Annotated in this window: 11 protein-coding genes and 2 pseudogenes; 11 read left to right on the top strand and 2 right to left on the bottom strand. The window is 40.8% G+C overall.

Annotation, left to right across the window (positions count from 1 at the left end; translation table 11 throughout):
• Window positions 1-258 precede the first annotated feature (258 nt).
• From AS888_RS08710 to trxB, 5 genes and pseudogenes are all read left to right on the top strand, one after another.
• Window positions 259-762, top strand: coding sequence for an RrF2 family transcriptional regulator (locus AS888_RS08710; protein ID WP_061141737.1), 504 nt, complete (start codon window positions 259-261; stop codon window positions 760-762).
• A 157-nt stretch (window positions 763-919) separates the two neighbouring features.
• Complete coding sequence (pdhA, locus tag AS888_RS08705; protein ID WP_061141736.1) at window positions 920-2,035, top strand: pyruvate dehydrogenase (acetyl-transferring) E1 component subunit alpha; 1,116 nt, start codon at window positions 920-922, stop codon at window positions 2,033-2,035.
• Window positions 2,036-2,038: 3 nt separating this feature from the next.
• Entirely contained in the window at window positions 2,039-3,016 is a 978-nt protein-coding gene (locus tag AS888_RS08700) for an alpha-ketoacid dehydrogenase subunit beta (RefSeq protein ID WP_061141735.1), read from the top strand.
• 103 nt (window positions 3,017-3,119) lie between these two features.
• The gene (locus tag AS888_RS08695; protein ID WP_061141734.1) at window positions 3,120-4,298 is read left to right on the top strand and encodes an NAD(P)/FAD-dependent oxidoreductase; all 1,179 of its coding nucleotides are present in this window, start codon (window positions 3,120-3,122) and stop codon (window positions 4,296-4,298) included.
• A gap of 83 nt (window positions 4,299-4,381) precedes the next feature.
• Window positions 4,382-5,330: pseudogene (gene trxB / locus AS888_RS08690) on the top strand (thioredoxin-disulfide reductase).
• A gap of 534 nt (window positions 5,331-5,864) precedes the next feature.
• Here trxB and AS888_RS08685 read toward each other — a convergent pair.
• Together AS888_RS08685 and AS888_RS08680 are read right to left on the bottom strand one after the other, a co-directional pair.
• Window positions 5,865-6,503, bottom strand: a complete 639-nt coding sequence (locus AS888_RS08685; RefSeq protein ID WP_061141733.1) for an FMN-dependent NADH-azoreductase — start codon at window positions 6,501-6,503, stop codon at window positions 5,865-5,867.
• 64 nt (window positions 6,504-6,567) lie between these two features.
• Window positions 6,568-7,209, bottom strand: coding sequence for an NAD(P)-dependent oxidoreductase (locus AS888_RS08680; protein ID WP_061141732.1), 642 nt, complete (start codon window positions 7,207-7,209; stop codon window positions 6,568-6,570).
• A gap of 134 nt (window positions 7,210-7,343) precedes the next feature.
• On the opposite strand from AS888_RS08680, the gene AS888_RS08675 reads away from it, so the two are divergent.
• The 6 genes and pseudogenes from AS888_RS08675 to AS888_RS08645 all read left to right on the top strand — a co-directional run bounded on the left by AS888_RS08675 (window position 7,344) and on the right by AS888_RS08645 (window position 14,717).
• Window positions 7,344-7,697 (top strand): winged helix-turn-helix transcriptional regulator, encoded by a 354-nt coding sequence (locus tag AS888_RS08675; protein ID WP_061141731.1) that lies wholly within the window; start codon window positions 7,344-7,346, stop codon window positions 7,695-7,697.
• A gap of 173 nt (window positions 7,698-7,870) precedes the next feature.
• Window positions 7,871-9,211, top strand: a complete 1,341-nt coding sequence (sftI, locus tag AS888_RS08665; protein WP_061141729.1) for a sulfoquinovose isomerase — start codon at window positions 7,871-7,873, stop codon at window positions 9,209-9,211.
• An 84-nt stretch (window positions 9,212-9,295) separates the two neighbouring features.
• Window positions 9,296-10,030 (top strand): GntR family transcriptional regulator, encoded by a 735-nt coding sequence (locus AS888_RS08660; protein ID WP_061141728.1) that lies wholly within the window; start codon window positions 9,296-9,298, stop codon window positions 10,028-10,030.
• A 28-nt stretch (window positions 10,031-10,058) separates the two neighbouring features.
• Complete coding sequence (locus tag AS888_RS08655) at window positions 10,059-11,492, top strand: aldehyde dehydrogenase family protein (protein ID WP_061141727.1); 1,434 nt, start codon at window positions 10,059-10,061, stop codon at window positions 11,490-11,492.
• An 83-nt stretch (window positions 11,493-11,575) separates the two neighbouring features.
• Window positions 11,576-12,478: an AEC family transporter gene (locus tag AS888_RS08650; RefSeq protein ID WP_061141850.1), complete on the top strand. Its 903-nt coding sequence runs from the start codon at window positions 11,576-11,578 to the stop codon at window positions 12,476-12,478.
• Between the two features lie 878 nt (window positions 12,479-13,356).
• A pseudogene (locus tag AS888_RS08645) lies at window positions 13,357-14,717 on the top strand (IS1182 family transposase).
• Window positions 14,718-14,805 lie beyond the last annotated feature (88 nt).

Genomic DNA, 14,805 nt, shown 5'->3' with positions numbered 1-14,805 from the left:
ACAGGGTCTGGCATCAGTAATGCATTACCATTATAGATATAAAGAACAATCTGTCTGATATATGTTTCATATCTGAACGGAAAATCACGAATGGTTCTAATCCTATGTGACAAAACTGAACAGATTAAGAAATTCAGTTGTGAAAATTAGGGATATAACCAAAACATCGGTTAAACTTTTTCTTTTCTTGATAGTATCCAAACTAGGACAATGAAAATTGATTTTAGACCCTAATTTTTTTAGTCGGAGGTTATTTACATGCAATTCAGCAAAGGAGTCGAATACGCTCTGCATTGTCTATCTTATTTTGTGGATTTACCTACAGGAAAGTCCGTCGGCGTTAAGGAACTAGCAACATTTCAAGGGGTTTCTGAAACGTATTTATCAAAAATTTTCACTAAATTAAAGAAGTCGGGCATCGTACGTTCCATGCCTGGCGTTAAAGGTGGGTACGAATTAGCTAAACACCCAAGTAAGATTGATTTTTGGGATGTTATAGAAGCCATCGAAGGAGAGCAGCCTTTTTTTCAGTGCGCAAACATCAGGCAAAAGTGCATCTTGTCTGAAGGACAAGAAGTTCAAGACCCCATTCATTGTGGACCCTGTACAATTAATGTCATTATGTTAGAAGCTGAGGAGAAGATGAAGGTTTATCTCAAGAGCAAAACCATCTTAGAGCTTAATGATACTTTAAAATTGAAATTGAAGGACAGACATTCAGAGGGAGTAGATTGGTTCCGAAAAGCCCTGGAACATAGATAGGGGGTCTTGTTCACGTTTTACTGAGTTCCTGTACTATGGGAGCCTTAAAATTAGCTGTACTGACTTAAATGAGTTTTTTTACGTATAATTACAGATAATAGGTATCTGTAATGTATGCGGTGTAGCACGAATTAATAAAGAAAAGGAAGGGAAGAAAATGAAGACTGAATCAGTAAATACCGTTGTAAATGCGAAAAAGCAATTTGATGAGATTGCGCTGCAATTTGAAACATTTAGGATCCTTAATGAAGAAGGTATAGTCATCAATGAAGATGCTATGCCAGATCTTACTGTAGAGCAATTAAAAGAACTGATGAGGCGAATGGTGTACACACGTATTTTAGATGAACGTTCAATCTCTTTAAACCGTCAAGGCCGATTAGGTTTCTATGCACCAACAGCTGGTCAAGAGGCTTCACAGATAGCTTCTCAATTTGCTCTAGAAAAAGAAGATTTCATTTTACCCGGATATCGTGATGTTCCACAGATTATTTGGCATGGTTTACCGTTATATCAAGCATTTTTATTCTCTCGTGGACATTACCATGGAAATCAAATGCCCGAAGGTGTTAACTGCTTAGCGCCACAAATTATTATTGGTGCTCAGTATATTCAAGCTACCGGTGTAGCTTTAGGTTTCAAGAAACGCGGGAAAAATTCAGTCGCAATTGCTTATACCGGTGATGGTGGTGCATCACAGGGCGATTTTTATGAAGGAATGAACTTTGCAGGTGCGTTCAAAGCACCAGCGATTTTCGTTGTTCAAAACAACCGTTATGCGATTTCGACTCCAGTTGAAAAGCAATCTGCCGCAGCTACTATTGCACAAAAAGCGGTAGCAGTTGGTATAGCAGGTGTTCAAGTTGATGGTATGGATCCACTTGCGGTGTATGCAGCAGTTCGGGATGCACGAGAACGGGCAATTAAGGGTGAGGGCCCTACTCTCATTGAAACGTTAACATACCGTTATGGACCACATACCATGTCCGGCGATGATCCGACACGTTACCGTACAAAAGAAATAGATAATGAATGGCACGAGGTAGATCCTTTAGTACGCTTCCGTAAATTCTTAGAAGCAAAAGACCTTTGGAATGAAGAAGAAGAAAAAAAGGTAATCGAACAAGCAAAAGAAGATATAAAAGCTGCAATACAAAAAGCCGACCAATACCCAAAACAAAAAGTTACTGATTTGATCAAGAATATGTACGAAAAAATGCCAGGTAATCTACAAGAACAATATGAAATTTATAAAGAAAAGGAGTCGAAATAGACCATGGCTCAAATAACGATGATTAAAGCAATCACCGATGCAATCCGTACAGAGTTAAAGAATAATGAAAATGTTTTAGTTTTTGGTGAAGATGTTGGTGTCAATGGGGGAGTATTCCGCGCAACTGAAGGCTTACAAAATGAATTTGGGGAAGAGCGAGTTTTCGATACACCTCTTGCAGAATCAGGTATAGGCGGCCTTGCGATAGGTTTGGGTCTAACTGGTTTTCGACCTGTCATTGAGATCCAATTCTTCGGTTTCGTATACGAAGCGATGGATTCCCTAAATGGACAGCTTGCCCGCATGCGATATCGGTATGGCGGTCGTTGGACGGCCCCAGTCACCATTCGTGCACCTTTTGGTGGGGGAGTTCATACACCCGAGTTTCATTCTGATAGTTTAGAAGGGCTCCTTGCTCAACAGCCTGGATTAAAAGTCGTTATACCATCAACCCCATATGACGCGAAGGGCCTGTTGATTTCGGCGATTCGTGATAACGATCCAGTTGTATTTTTAGAGCATATGAAATTGTATCGTTCTTTCCGTCAAGAGGTTCCGGAAGAAGAGTATACGATAGAAATTGGTAAAGCGGATGTGAAACGGGAAGGAACAGACCTATCGATCATTGCCTACGGTGCGATGGTTCACGAGTCAATAAAAGCAGCCGATGAACTCTCAAAAGAAGGGATATCAGCAGAAGTTGTCGACTTAAGGACGATTAGCCCGTTGGATATGGATACGATTATAGCATCCGTTGAAAAGACGGGTCGTTGTATAGTCGTTCAAGAAGCTCAGAAACAAGCTGGTATTGGAGCTCATGTGGTCGCTGAAATAAACGAGCGCGCAATCCTAAGTTTAGAATCTCCAGTATTACGTGTCTCAGCACCTGATACTGTATATGCATTTACTGAGGCGGAAAACATTTGGTTACCGAATTATAAAGATGTAATCGAAACAGCTAAAAAAGTTATGAACTTTTAATTGAAACGTAGCCACCATGTATCGTAAAAACAATTTCGCCTTGCATAGCGTATTTAAGGATATAAAAAAAGGAAAACAAATAATTGTAGACGGAGGATTGGATATGTCAAAACATATTTTAATTTTAGGCGCCGGGTACGGTGGTTTATTATCAGCCATGGCAGCCCGTCAACACCTAAGCGTGGATGAAGCAAGGATTACAGTAGTGAATCGGTTCGCTACACATCAAATCATTACAGAACTGCACCGTCTAGCCGTAGGAGACCTTAGTGAACAAGCAGTTGCCCTCCCACTTGATAAATTGCTTAAAGACTACAATGTTGTTTTAAAAATAGCGTCGGTAAAAGAAATTAGACCAGACCGCCGTGAAGTATCTCTTGAAGACGGAGCAATATTAAGTTACGACTATTTAGTGACTGCTCTAGGAAGCGAAACAGCTTACTTCGGTATCCCTGGTTTAGAAAAGCACAGTTTCGTACTTAAATCAGTAAATGATGCAAATCGATTACGTGCCCACGTAGAAGGTTGCATCGCTGCTTATAGCAAAACAAAAAATAAAGCGGACGGTACGATTGTGGTTGGCGGAGGGGGCTTGACTGGTATAGAACTTGTTGGAGAATATGCTGATAAAATACCAAGTTTATGCTTAAAATACGGCATTGATCCTAAAGATATTTCTCTTTACTGTGTAGAAGCTGGCCCTTCGATTCTTAAAGGCTTCCCTGCAGAATTAATTGAACGCGCTTATTCAAGTTTATCGAAACGTGGCGTTACAATCGTTACTGGTATACCAATTGTAAAAATGGATGGTAGATCCGTTGAACTTAAAGACGGCAGAAAAATTGAGACAAAAACAATGATATGGGCTGGAGGAGTCCAGGGGATCTCTGCAGTAGCCAAATCCGGTATGGAGGTGAATCGGGGACGCATACTCGTAAACGAGTTTTTACAGTCTACATCTCACCAAAATGTATTCGTTGCAGGTGATAGTGCTATCGTATTGGGTACAGACGGAAAGGCATATCCACCAACTGCTCAATTAGCTTGGCAAATGGGTGAAGTTGTGGGTGTGAACTTAGCTAGGTCCATACGCGGTGGTGCTATGGAACCGTTCATGCCTGTATTCTCTGGCACATTAGCAAGCCTTGGACGTAAAGATGCAGTTGGTACAATCGGTGGAAATAAAACGCAATTAAAAGGTTTGCCGGCAACATTAATGAAAGGAGCTAGTGATGTTCGTTACTTAACTCATATCAAAGGATTATATAGCAAAGCATATTAATTTTACATTTTCACGTTTCAATTCTACCCATTTTTTAAAAAGAAAATAAATTCCAATAAAAGTAAGGTGCAGAGGTGTAAATTATGCGAAGAGTGGTTATTTTAGGAACGGGTCCAGCGGGATTAACAGCTGCCATTTATTTAGCTAGGGCCGATATGAAGCCCCTTATCATTGAGGGGAGTCAACCAGGTGGCCAACTGACAATGACTAGGGAAGTGGATAATTATCCAGGTTTTGTGGGGGGGGGTGATGGGTCCCGAACTCATGGAAAACATGAGAAAACAAGCTGAGCGCTTCGGTGCCGAATTTAAGACAGGATGGGTGAATAGTTTAGACCTTAGTGGGCCCCCATATAGATTACGTGTAGAAGGATTAGGCGATATTTTAACACAATCTCTAATTATATCTACAGGCGCTTCTGCTAAGTTCTTAAACATTCCTGGGGAAAAAGAGAATATTGGTCGAGGTGTTAGTACATGTGCCACCTGTGACGGATTTTTCTTTAAGGATAAAAAGATAGTTGTTATAGGCGGTGGAGATACAGCGATGGAAGAAGCCCATTTTCTTGCAAAATTCGGTTCGGAAGTACGTATTGTGCACCGGAGAAATGAACTAAGAGCTTCAAAAATCATGCAAAATCGAGCACAGCAAAATAAAAAGATCACGTGGAGTTTAAATAAAACACCAATTGAAATAATGGCGAACAACAAGAATGAAGTAACAGGCTTGAAGATAAAAGACAATGGAACTGGCGAAGAGGAGATAATAGAAACAGACGGTATTTTCATTGCTATTGGCCATTTACCTAGCACTGGCTTCCTAAAAGGGCAGTTGAATACAGATGAAACTGGGTATATTATTGTAAAACCGGGTTCCACTCAAACAAGCGTTCCAGGTGTATTCGCTTGTGGGGATGTTCAAGATAGCAAGTACCGTCAAGCCATTACAGCTGCTGGAACAGGATGCATGGCCGCTTTAGACGCAGAACGTTATGTAGAAGGAAGTGCAGTCCATGATTGGAGTAAAGCGTGATAAAAAAAATACGATGATTGAGTAGCGAAGGTAATGATAGTATTCAGCAAAAGGTTCGTATTGTCCCATATTGAACATATGATCCTTAACCTTGAAAATGATTAGAAGCTATATTCCGAAGCTGACAGGTATTTAATTTGAAGGCTCTGATAAAGAGTTTCGTTGAAATTCAGGGACTCCATTCCAGGTGTCCCTTTATCCGCCAAATCCCTATTCCTTCTTAATCTTCAAGTTGCACAAAGCTTCGACTTGCGATATACCTCCATATGCTGAAGGACTTTGTCTTTTTCAAGGAAACGATTCGAATGCTTTAAACGGATTTATCTTTGTTAATCTCCTTTAAAGCCATTCGGTAACCTTCACTTTCATTAGTATATTTTCATTTCTCTTTGCCTGTAATGAAAATTTCATTTCGAAATTAAAAAAATATGACAGTTTAAGTAATGAACAATAAACTGTCATATTTTTGTTTGGAGTTTACCGACTAAAGGAATGTGGCGATAGTGATACCTTTTTTTAATAATACCGATCCCTTTAAAATCTTTGAGCTAAATCTTTTGCTTCCTGAATCCCTTTTTCTTTAATTTCCTGTGCACGATCAGGATATTGATTGTGTCCTTCGATAAATATCCCTTCCAATGAAGGGACACCGAAGAATCCCACAAGTAGGTTTTTAATATAACGGTGTCCCATTTCCAGATCAGCTGACGGTCCTTCGGAATAAATGCCGCCACGCGCTTGAATATGCAAGGCTTTTTTATCTGTCAATAAACCGACTGGTCCGGTTGCCGTATATTTGAATGTCTTCCCGGCTACTGCAACGGAATCAAGATACGCCTTCATTACAGGAGGGAAAGAGAAATTCCACATAGGTGTCACGAAAACATACTTATCGGCGGATACAAATTGTTCACTCAACTCTCCAAGACGGCTGACTTTTTCTTTTTCCTGATCGGAAAGTTCTTCAAATCCTTTGCCTGTTTGAAGTTTTCCCCACCCACTGAATATATCGGCATCTAGTGCAGGAATATGCTCCTTATATAAGTCGATATGAACCACTTCGTCGTTAGGGTTACTCTGTTTATAGGCTTCAATAAAAGAGCTTCCCGCCGCCAAACTAAAAGATTGTGTATGATCAAGTGGATGTGCTGTAATATAAAGGACTTTAGCCATAATCAATACCCGCTTTCCAAATTTTATAAAGTAGCCTCGATCTGTAAAATCAAAGCCCGATCATTTATTCTGCTTCACCAACAAGGGTGAATCGTTCATTCACATGTTGTGGAGTTTCAATCTCATCCACTACGGCGATGGCATAGTCAGCATAACTAATGTAGCTTTGCCCTTTACCATTTAAAATGACATGATCTTTTCCTGCCTGATAGGAGCCGGTTCTTTTCCCTTCCGGATCGAAGAAACCTGCAGGGCTGATATACGTCCATGTAATGGAATTTGATTGCTGCAACTCCTCAAGCTGTTTCGCTGCATTGGATGCAGTCGGATATACAAAGTCCGGGAAATCTGGTGTATCCATAAGTCTTGTTGTATGGGTTTCATCAACAAAGAGGCTCCCGGCACCGCCCACGACGACCAGTTTTGTCTGTGGGGCTTCATTAAGGGCTTTAATCAATACTCTGCCAGCATCTACATATAAATGTTCCTCGCCTTCTGGTGCCTTATAGGTATTGACCACTACATCAAAGGATGTAAGATCTGATCCAGTTAGCGCAAAAATATCTTTTTCAAGTACAGTAACGTTCGTTTCGGTAATTTTTGAAGCATTTCTCACGATTGCCGTTACGTCCATTCCTCTATCTTTCGCTTCTTTCATAATAAGATGTCCAACCTTGCCGCTTGCTCCAATGATTCCAATTTTCATCCTTTGTTCCTCCCAAAAGCATTGTTTGATAAAGCATAGTCATATATTATTACTTTAGACGTTACTTTGTAAGTAGTGATTTTTAAATAACATAGTCACAAAAACAAGACCATTAGGAAAAGGAGGTAGTTAGCATGGCTCGAACATCATTTCAGGGTGAAATTCCCAACGAACAGATAGAAGTATGCCCTGTCACGCATGCTCAAAATGTAATAGCAGGCAAATGGAAAATTATCATATTATGGCATTTGAAAGAGACAAGACGGTTTGGTGAGCTTCAAAGATTGGTCCCCGGAATTTCAAAAGGAATATTGACAAGTCAATTAAGGGAATTGGAAAAAGATCAAATGGTCATAAGGAAAGTATATCCAGAAGTGCCCCCAAAAGTAGAATATTCGCTAGCAGACGCAGGGAAAGGTTTCATGCCCATACTAGAAAGTATGGGTGACTGGGGAAAGAAATATGCCTTCAACAGCAAAAATTCTTAATCCTGCAATACTTAATGGAAAAAATCTAGCAATCGTGCTCTCGAGACATTTGTGTCTCAAGAGCCTTTTTTTGTTCTTCGGTGAGATGTTTATCTTTTTGTTGATAAAGATAGGTATGTATCTTATAATGGTTATAATGAATTTTTTCGCCATTGAAAATAGGGGGTTCGTACATGCTTAACACGGTCGTTTTATATTTACCCATAGGTAGAAAAACATTTGATATTGAAGCAGCTGAAATATATCGCAGGCAAAGTATGGATTGGTTGGAAGAAAGCTGCAGCCATCTTGTAGCACCAGAACAAACCGTGACTTCCGTTGAGGATCTTCAAGATTTTTTAGATTCTATAAAGGATGTGAAGGTCGACACGGTTTTATATCAAAGTGTTACATTTGCAGATGGGGAGTTCATGGTCAAAGTTTTGGAATATTTCAAGCAACCTGTGATCGTTTGGTCAGTACGCGAACCAAGCGTCGGGGGGCGTTTGCGTCTTAATTCATTAACGGGTGGGAACAGTACCAGCAATGTCCTGCGTAATCATCAACATCCTTTTGCATTTGTATTTGGGAATCCGGATGAAGAAGATTTAAGAAAGCGTTTACTAAGGCAATTTAATGTTATGCGTGTATTCAAGGCATTAAGTGAACTTAAAATTGGTGTTGTAGGTGAATATCCACCTGGTTTCTTCTTCTCACAAGCAAATGAAGGAGAATTGCAAACAGCACTTGGTGTTACACTTCATAAGATTGACTTGCAAGAGGCATTTGTACAATGCGTGGAACTTCCAGAGCAAGCATGGATCGGTGAAATTGAACGTGCCGAGAGACAGGTCATTGGGTTGAACCGAAATGATGAAACCGTAACAAAATTCGCACAATTTTCAACATACATCAAAAAACATATCCAGCAACAAGAGTTGGATGCATTAGCGATGCGTTGTTGGCCTGACTTTTTTAACGAATTGGGAGCAGCACCATGCTCAACGCTATCCCAGTTCACGGAAGACGGAATGGTAACATCTTGTGAATCCGATATTCACGGATCGGTTTCCATGTATATTCTACGTGAATTAGCTGGTGGCAATGCCCCGTACTTAGGCGATTTAGTCCATGTGGATGAAAAGAAAAATTCGGTTGTATTTTGGCATTGCGGTGCCGGGGCGTATTCACTGGCAAACCCTTCTACAGGGGCAACAGTCGGTGTACATCCAAATCGTAAAATAGGGTTTGCCATGGATTTTGGTTTGAAAGCAGGCGTAGTAACGATCTTTAGAGTAAGCCATACACCTGAAGGCTATCGTTTTTTGGTAATGAAAGGAAATGCATTGGATGGAGAACAGCCTTTTTCAGGGACTTCAGTGGAAGTTGAATTAAAAACAGATGTAACGGACACACTTTACAAACTTATGCATGCAGGCTACGAACCCCACTTCGCGTTAGTTTATGGAGATGTAACGGAACACCTAATTGAATTGGGACGAATGCTTCAAATAGAAACCGAAATATATGTCTGAAAGAAACCGGATCGCCCCTTATAGCAATGGCTGGTTTATGATATATACTTTATCGTAAAGACTGGCTTAAAGGAGTTGGACAACATGAAAAATATGATAGATGCCAATAAAAATGTGGCTCTTTATTTACAGGTGAAAGACATTTTAGTGAAGCGCATTCAGGAAAAAGTATGGAAGGCAAACGCTTTAATACCAACGGAACAAGAGTTGATGCAAGAATTCGATGTTAGCCGTACTACATTAAGGCAAGCGATTTCCATTCTTGTCCAAGACGGATTATTGGAGAAGAAGCAAGGAAGAGGAACAATCGTAAAGCCCCAACCCCTTATCGGCGGGAGTCTAGGAAGACTGAAGGGATTAGCGGAAGAAGTAACCGAGAGAGGTTTAACCCCCAATTCAAAATTACTGCGTGCAAATTTCACACAAGACTTATATTACGAAACATCAATGCTTCAACTGGCAGAGGGAGAAGAAGTTTTCGTGATTGAGAGGATCCGTTTCGCAGATGATGTCCCTATTGCAATTGAACGCTCATGCTGGCCCAAACATATTGGACAAATGTATGAAAAACATGACCTGAATAGTGCAAAATTTTATGAAATCTTAGAGGGAAATGGAATTTCGTTAAAACGGGCAAAAGAAAAAATCTGTGCAATCAACGCAACGATTTACGAAGCTGATTTATTGGGCATTCGCGGCGGTGAAGCTTTGCTTGAAATGACAAGGCTAAGCTTTGGATTCGATGATAAACCACTTGAGTTTACTATAACGAAATATCGAAGTGATAAATATCATTATGATATTGACCTTTTTAGGTGAATCTTAATAAAGCGGGGGAGTGGAGAGAATGACGAATTCAACACAAGTTAAGCAACATGGTTTATTAGTGGCGGGTCATTGGGAGAAAACGTCAGAAACAATGATGGTATTAAACAAATATACACAAGAACCGGCTGCTGAAATCTCGGTAGCGACAAAAAAACATGTGGATAAAGCTGTAAAGAGTGCGAAAGCTGCGTTAAAACAGAATTTTTCACCGTATGAACGATATGAGGTATTAATGAAAGCGGCCCAATTGCTATTAGAGCGCCGCGAAGAATTTGCCAGGATCTTAGCGATTGAAGTTGGAAAGTCCATTCGTGAATCACGCGGAGAAGTGGATCGTTCAGCTCAAACTTTACAAATATCTGCAGAGGAAGCAAAGCGCATCCATGGAGAAGGTGTTCCTGTTGAATCAGCTCAAGGTTCAGAGAATCGCATGGCCTTCACCATCCGTGTTCCTGTTGGCGTCATTGCAGCTATCACTCCGTTTAATGCACCGATCAATCTGGTCTGCCATAAAATCGGTCCAGCACTTGCGTCCGGTAATAGTGTAGTCTTAAAACCTGCTGAAGTCACTCCAATCTGTGCCATTAAACTGGCATCCTTATTGGAGGAGGCTGGGCTACCAAAGGGACGCCTTCAAGTGCTGACTGGAGATGGTGCAAAAATCGGTGAATGGTTACTGGAAAATCAAGATGTTAACATGTTTACTTTTACCGGAAGCCCTCGAGTGGGAGAATTAATCCGTTCAAAGGCAGGCTTACGTAAAGTGTCTCTTGAATTAGGGAATAATTCAGCGACCATCGTTCATAAAGATTCGGATTTGGAAAGAGCGGCAACTTTAGTTTCACAAAAAAGCTTTAATAATGCAGGACAAGTTTGTATATCCGTCCAACGCATTTATGTCCATCAAGATATCTATGAATCTTTTGTTGCTAAGTTAATAGAAAAAACGGAAGAGTTCGTGGTGGGTAACCCAATGGATGAAAAAACAGATATTGGACCGATGATTCGCCTTACTGAAGCGGAGAGAGTGGAGGCATGGGTGAAGGAAGCGGTGGAACAAGGGGCCCGGATTGAGGTTGGTGGTAAACGTGACGGCGCCTTCTATTTGCCTACCATTTTAACGAATGTAAAGGATGACATGAAAGTTTGTCGTCAAGAAGTGTTCGGTCCAATTGTATCGATTGCCACATATGAAGAAATAGACGAAGTGATCGCTAAAGTAAACGATTCTGATTATGGATTGCAAGCGGGGCTCTTCACGAACGATTTACAATTGGCCATGAAAGCGGCTCGTGAAATAGAAGTGGGAGGACTTATCGTTAATGATGCGTCGGCATACCGGGTCGATCATATGCCTTATGGCGGCGTGAAGAAAAGCGGGAACGGAAAAGAAGGCCCAAAATATGCGATGGAAGAAATGACGGAAGAACGTATCATCGTCTTGAATTTATGATTGAAAAAAAGGACCTAGAGTGGGAAGGATCTAGGTCTTTCCTTTAGTAGATGACAAAACAAAAGGTAATGAAGGTGACAAAAATGGAGTTTTTAACTATCCTCCTGCCGGTTTTCGGTATTTTTGCGATTGGGTTTATTGGACAAAAGAAAATCGGTTTTGATACAAAGACAATCTCAACAATGGCGCTTTACTTAATGTCGCCAATTCTTGTATTTCGAACTTTTTATACTACCCCATTCACTATTGATTACCTATACCTTACTTTTTACACATTTGCTCTTTGTTTTTCCTTGATTGCCGTTGTGTATGTCATTTCTTATTTTCACGGGTATTCGACTCCGGAAACATGTGGGATGATCTTGGCTTCGTCCTTTATGAACAACGGAAACTATGGTACCCCTGTAGTTCTATTACTCTTCGGTGCCACTGGTCTAAAATCTGCCATTGTGTTAATGGTGATACAACAAGTGGTGATGTGTACTGTGGGCGTGTATTATGCCGCAAAAGGGAGTCCGGATGGTAATGGGATACGCTCAGCTCTTCGGGCAGTTCAACGCATGCCCATCGTATATGGCGGGCTTTTAGGTGCCCTTTTTCAATTCCTGCATATCCCATTTAGCAATTCCGTACAAGAAGCCGTCAACTTAGTGGCTGATGCCGCAATTCCTACTGTAATGATTGTACTGGGCATGCAGCTTGCCAACATTTCAATAAAACAATTGGCCAAAGCCAGGATCTCTTGGTCGCTCCTTATCAAGCTTGCCATTTCACCAGCAATAGCGTATATGCTAACTCTTTTCTTGCCTGTAGATGAGATGGTTAAACAAATCATGATCATTATGGCTGCCATGCCGACTGCCGCCAATACGACGATGTACGCGCTTCAATTCAATACAGAGTCAGATTTCGTTTCAAGTACGACACTTATCAGTACTTCGTTAAGTCTTGCAACATTGCCTATTATATTCATGATTGTTTTATAAAGTGATAGCTGTTCCCATAGATGTTTTTCAATCAAAATGCAGGCCAACTTGATAAAATCGAGTTGGCCTGCATTTTTTTATATGTGTGCACCATTTAAGGTTGCTTTTGGCTCTGAATGAAAACGAAAGTCGACTTCAGATTGCTGATAACTTTGGAGGATCTGTACTTAGACCGTTTCATTCCACTTCCTCGCCCGCCCTCTTGAAAGCTGAGCATTGGAGGGCTACCATTAGCTCACCCTTATAATTTGGTGAAGGAGAGGTAGCCAGGGTAGGCAAACCTTTAGATATACCGACATCCGTCCCATTTACGTCCTCGAGTAAAAGGAGGATTACTTCGCAGACAGTACTATATACGATGCCTTTTATTGTGTTGCACACAATAAATGAAAGGGGATTTGGAGAGTGTCTCTAAAGCGTTATATGCCCACCCCAGCTTGTCTACAAGCTTTTTTATCAATGCTAGTTCCTTCTATATAAGGTGCTTGTCAGTGACTTGCCATTTCAGAAGCGATGGAGAGGATGGATAGTGGGGGCTACCCCTAAAGTTCAAAAGTAAGAAATATGAAAAATGCGGCCCTACCCGTATAAAGGGCAGTGCCGCATTCAGACTGTAGACAAACTCGATGAAAATCGAGTTTGTCTATTTTTATGGCCTGTACAATTTAGACGTTGATTTCCACTCCAGGCACTCGCTTTCCGCGGGCGGTCGGGGAGCCTCCTCGGCTTTGCCTGCGGGGTCTCCCCTAGACGCGCTTTTCCCGCAGGAGTCTCGAACACCCGCTCCAATCAACTTTGTCTTACCTTTTAGATAGAACACTTTTGACTGGAGTCATTTTTGTTTTAAAATTGAAGGATTAAAACTTGAGGTGATGAGGATGCTTTCTAAACATGATTCTATTCAGCGAGATCAACTTGAAATGATTACTTTAGATCAACTGGTGCCACCGAACCATTTGGTTCGTAAAATGGAGGCTTCCATTGACTTCACTTTCATTTATGACTTGGTGAAAGATATGTACTCAGAGGTAGGACGCCCAAGTATTGATCCAGTTATTTTAGTTAAACTGACTTTCATTCAATATACCTTCGGTATTCGTTCCATGCGTAAAACGATTGAAGAAGTTGAAACCAATATGGCTTACCGTTGGTTCTTAGGCTATGGTTTCCATGATAAAGTACCTCATTTCTCTACGTTCGGAAAAAATTATGAGCGACGCTTTAAAGATACAGACCTGTTTGAACAGATTTTCTGTCGCATTTTAATGACAGCTGCTAATAAAAAGTTAATAAGTGTAGAACACGTTTTCGTGGATTCCTCCACATGTGAAAGCCAGTGCGAATAAACGGAAATTTGAAAAGAAAATCGTTCGTAAAGAAACACGAGCGTATCAAGGACGTCTTCAAGAAGAAATCAATCAAGATTGTGAAAACCATGGAAAGAAGCCTTTTCCACCAGATAAATTTGATAAGGAAGAAACCAAAGCAATTAAAGAAAGTACTACGGATCCTGAGAGTGGCTACTATGTGAAAGATGAACGAACAAAACAGTTTGCCTATTCATTCCATGCGGCCGCAGACGGCAACGGTTTTGTATTGGGAACGATTGTAACACCTGGTAATACACATGACAGTCATATTTTGGAGCCACTTGTTGAGCAAGTGAATTGAGAAAGTTGGAAAACCAGAAGCAGTTGCCGCAGATGCAGCTTATAAAACACCAGCGATTACAAGCTACCTATTTAACAAAGAAATCACACCTGCTTTACCCTATACACGTCCTCGTACAAAAGAAGGATTCTTTCGTAAACATGACTATGTTTACGATGAACACTTTGATTGTTACCTTTGCCTTTCGGGAGAAACTTTAAAGTACTCAACAACAAATAAAGAGGGCTATCGCGAGTACAAATCGCCAAAACAAATTTGTGCAAAATGCTCATTTTTATCAAGGTGTACGGAAAGCAAAGACCATCAAAAAGTAGTGACACGGCATATCTGGCAAGCATATGTGGAAGAAGCAGATCATCTGCGTCATCATCAAGAGGTAAAACCTATATATGCGAAACGCAAAGAAACGATTGAGCGTGTATTCGCAGATGCAAAAGAAAAGCATGGTATGCGTTGGACTACTTTAAGGGGACTTAAGAAATTGTCGATGCAGGCGATGCTTACTTTCGCTGCCATGAATTTAAAGAAGATGGCCACTTGGACATGGCAAGGTCCTAAAATGGCTTAACATAGTGGCTCGAAGAGCCCAAATCTCGTAACCTTTGGTCAAAATTTCAAAGGAATTTCAAAAGGGGTTCGGAATTTTTTAATTCCGA

The organism is Peribacillus simplex, assembly GCF_001542915.1.
GTDB classification, from domain to species: domain Bacteria; phylum Bacillota; class Bacilli; order Bacillales; family DSM-1321; genus Peribacillus; species Peribacillus simplex_B.
This window is presented reverse-complemented; position numbering and strand designations above follow the sequence as displayed.

Bases quoted from the DNA above. Each gene is read 5' to 3' on its own strand.
- AS888_RS08650 (WP_061141850.1), top strand. From the start codon at position 11,576: ATGGAGTTTTTAACTATCCTCCTGCCGGTTTTCGGTATTTTTGCGATT.
- AS888_RS08710 (WP_061141737.1), top strand. From the start codon at position 259: ATGCAATTCAGCAAAGGAGTCGAATACGCTCTGCATTGTCTATCTTAT.
- AS888_RS08695 (WP_061141734.1), top strand. From the start codon at position 3,120: ATGTCAAAACATATTTTAATTTTAGGCGCCGGGTACGGTGGTTTATTA.
- AS888_RS08655 (WP_061141727.1), top strand. From the start codon at position 10,059: ATGACGAATTCAACACAAGTTAAGCAACATGGTTTATTAGTGGCGGGT.
- sftI (WP_061141729.1), top strand. From the start codon at position 7,871: ATGCTTAACACGGTCGTTTTATATTTACCCATAGGTAGAAAAACATTT.
- AS888_RS08660 (WP_061141728.1), top strand. From the start codon at position 9,296: ATGAAAAATATGATAGATGCCAATAAAAATGTGGCTCTTTATTTACAG.
- AS888_RS08675 (WP_061141731.1), top strand. From the start codon at position 7,344: ATGGCTCGAACATCATTTCAGGGTGAAATTCCCAACGAACAGATAGAA.
- AS888_RS08700 (WP_061141735.1), top strand. From the start codon at position 2,039: ATGGCTCAAATAACGATGATTAAAGCAATCACCGATGCAATCCGTACA.
- AS888_RS08680 (WP_061141732.1), bottom strand. From the start codon at position 7,209: ATGAAAATTGGAATCATTGGAGCAAGCGGCAAGGTTGGACATCTTATT.
- pdhA (WP_061141736.1), top strand. From the start codon at position 920: ATGAAGACTGAATCAGTAAATACCGTTGTAAATGCGAAAAAGCAATTT.
- AS888_RS08685 (WP_061141733.1), bottom strand. From the start codon at position 6,503: ATGGCTAAAGTCCTTTATATTACAGCACATCCACTTGATCATACACAA.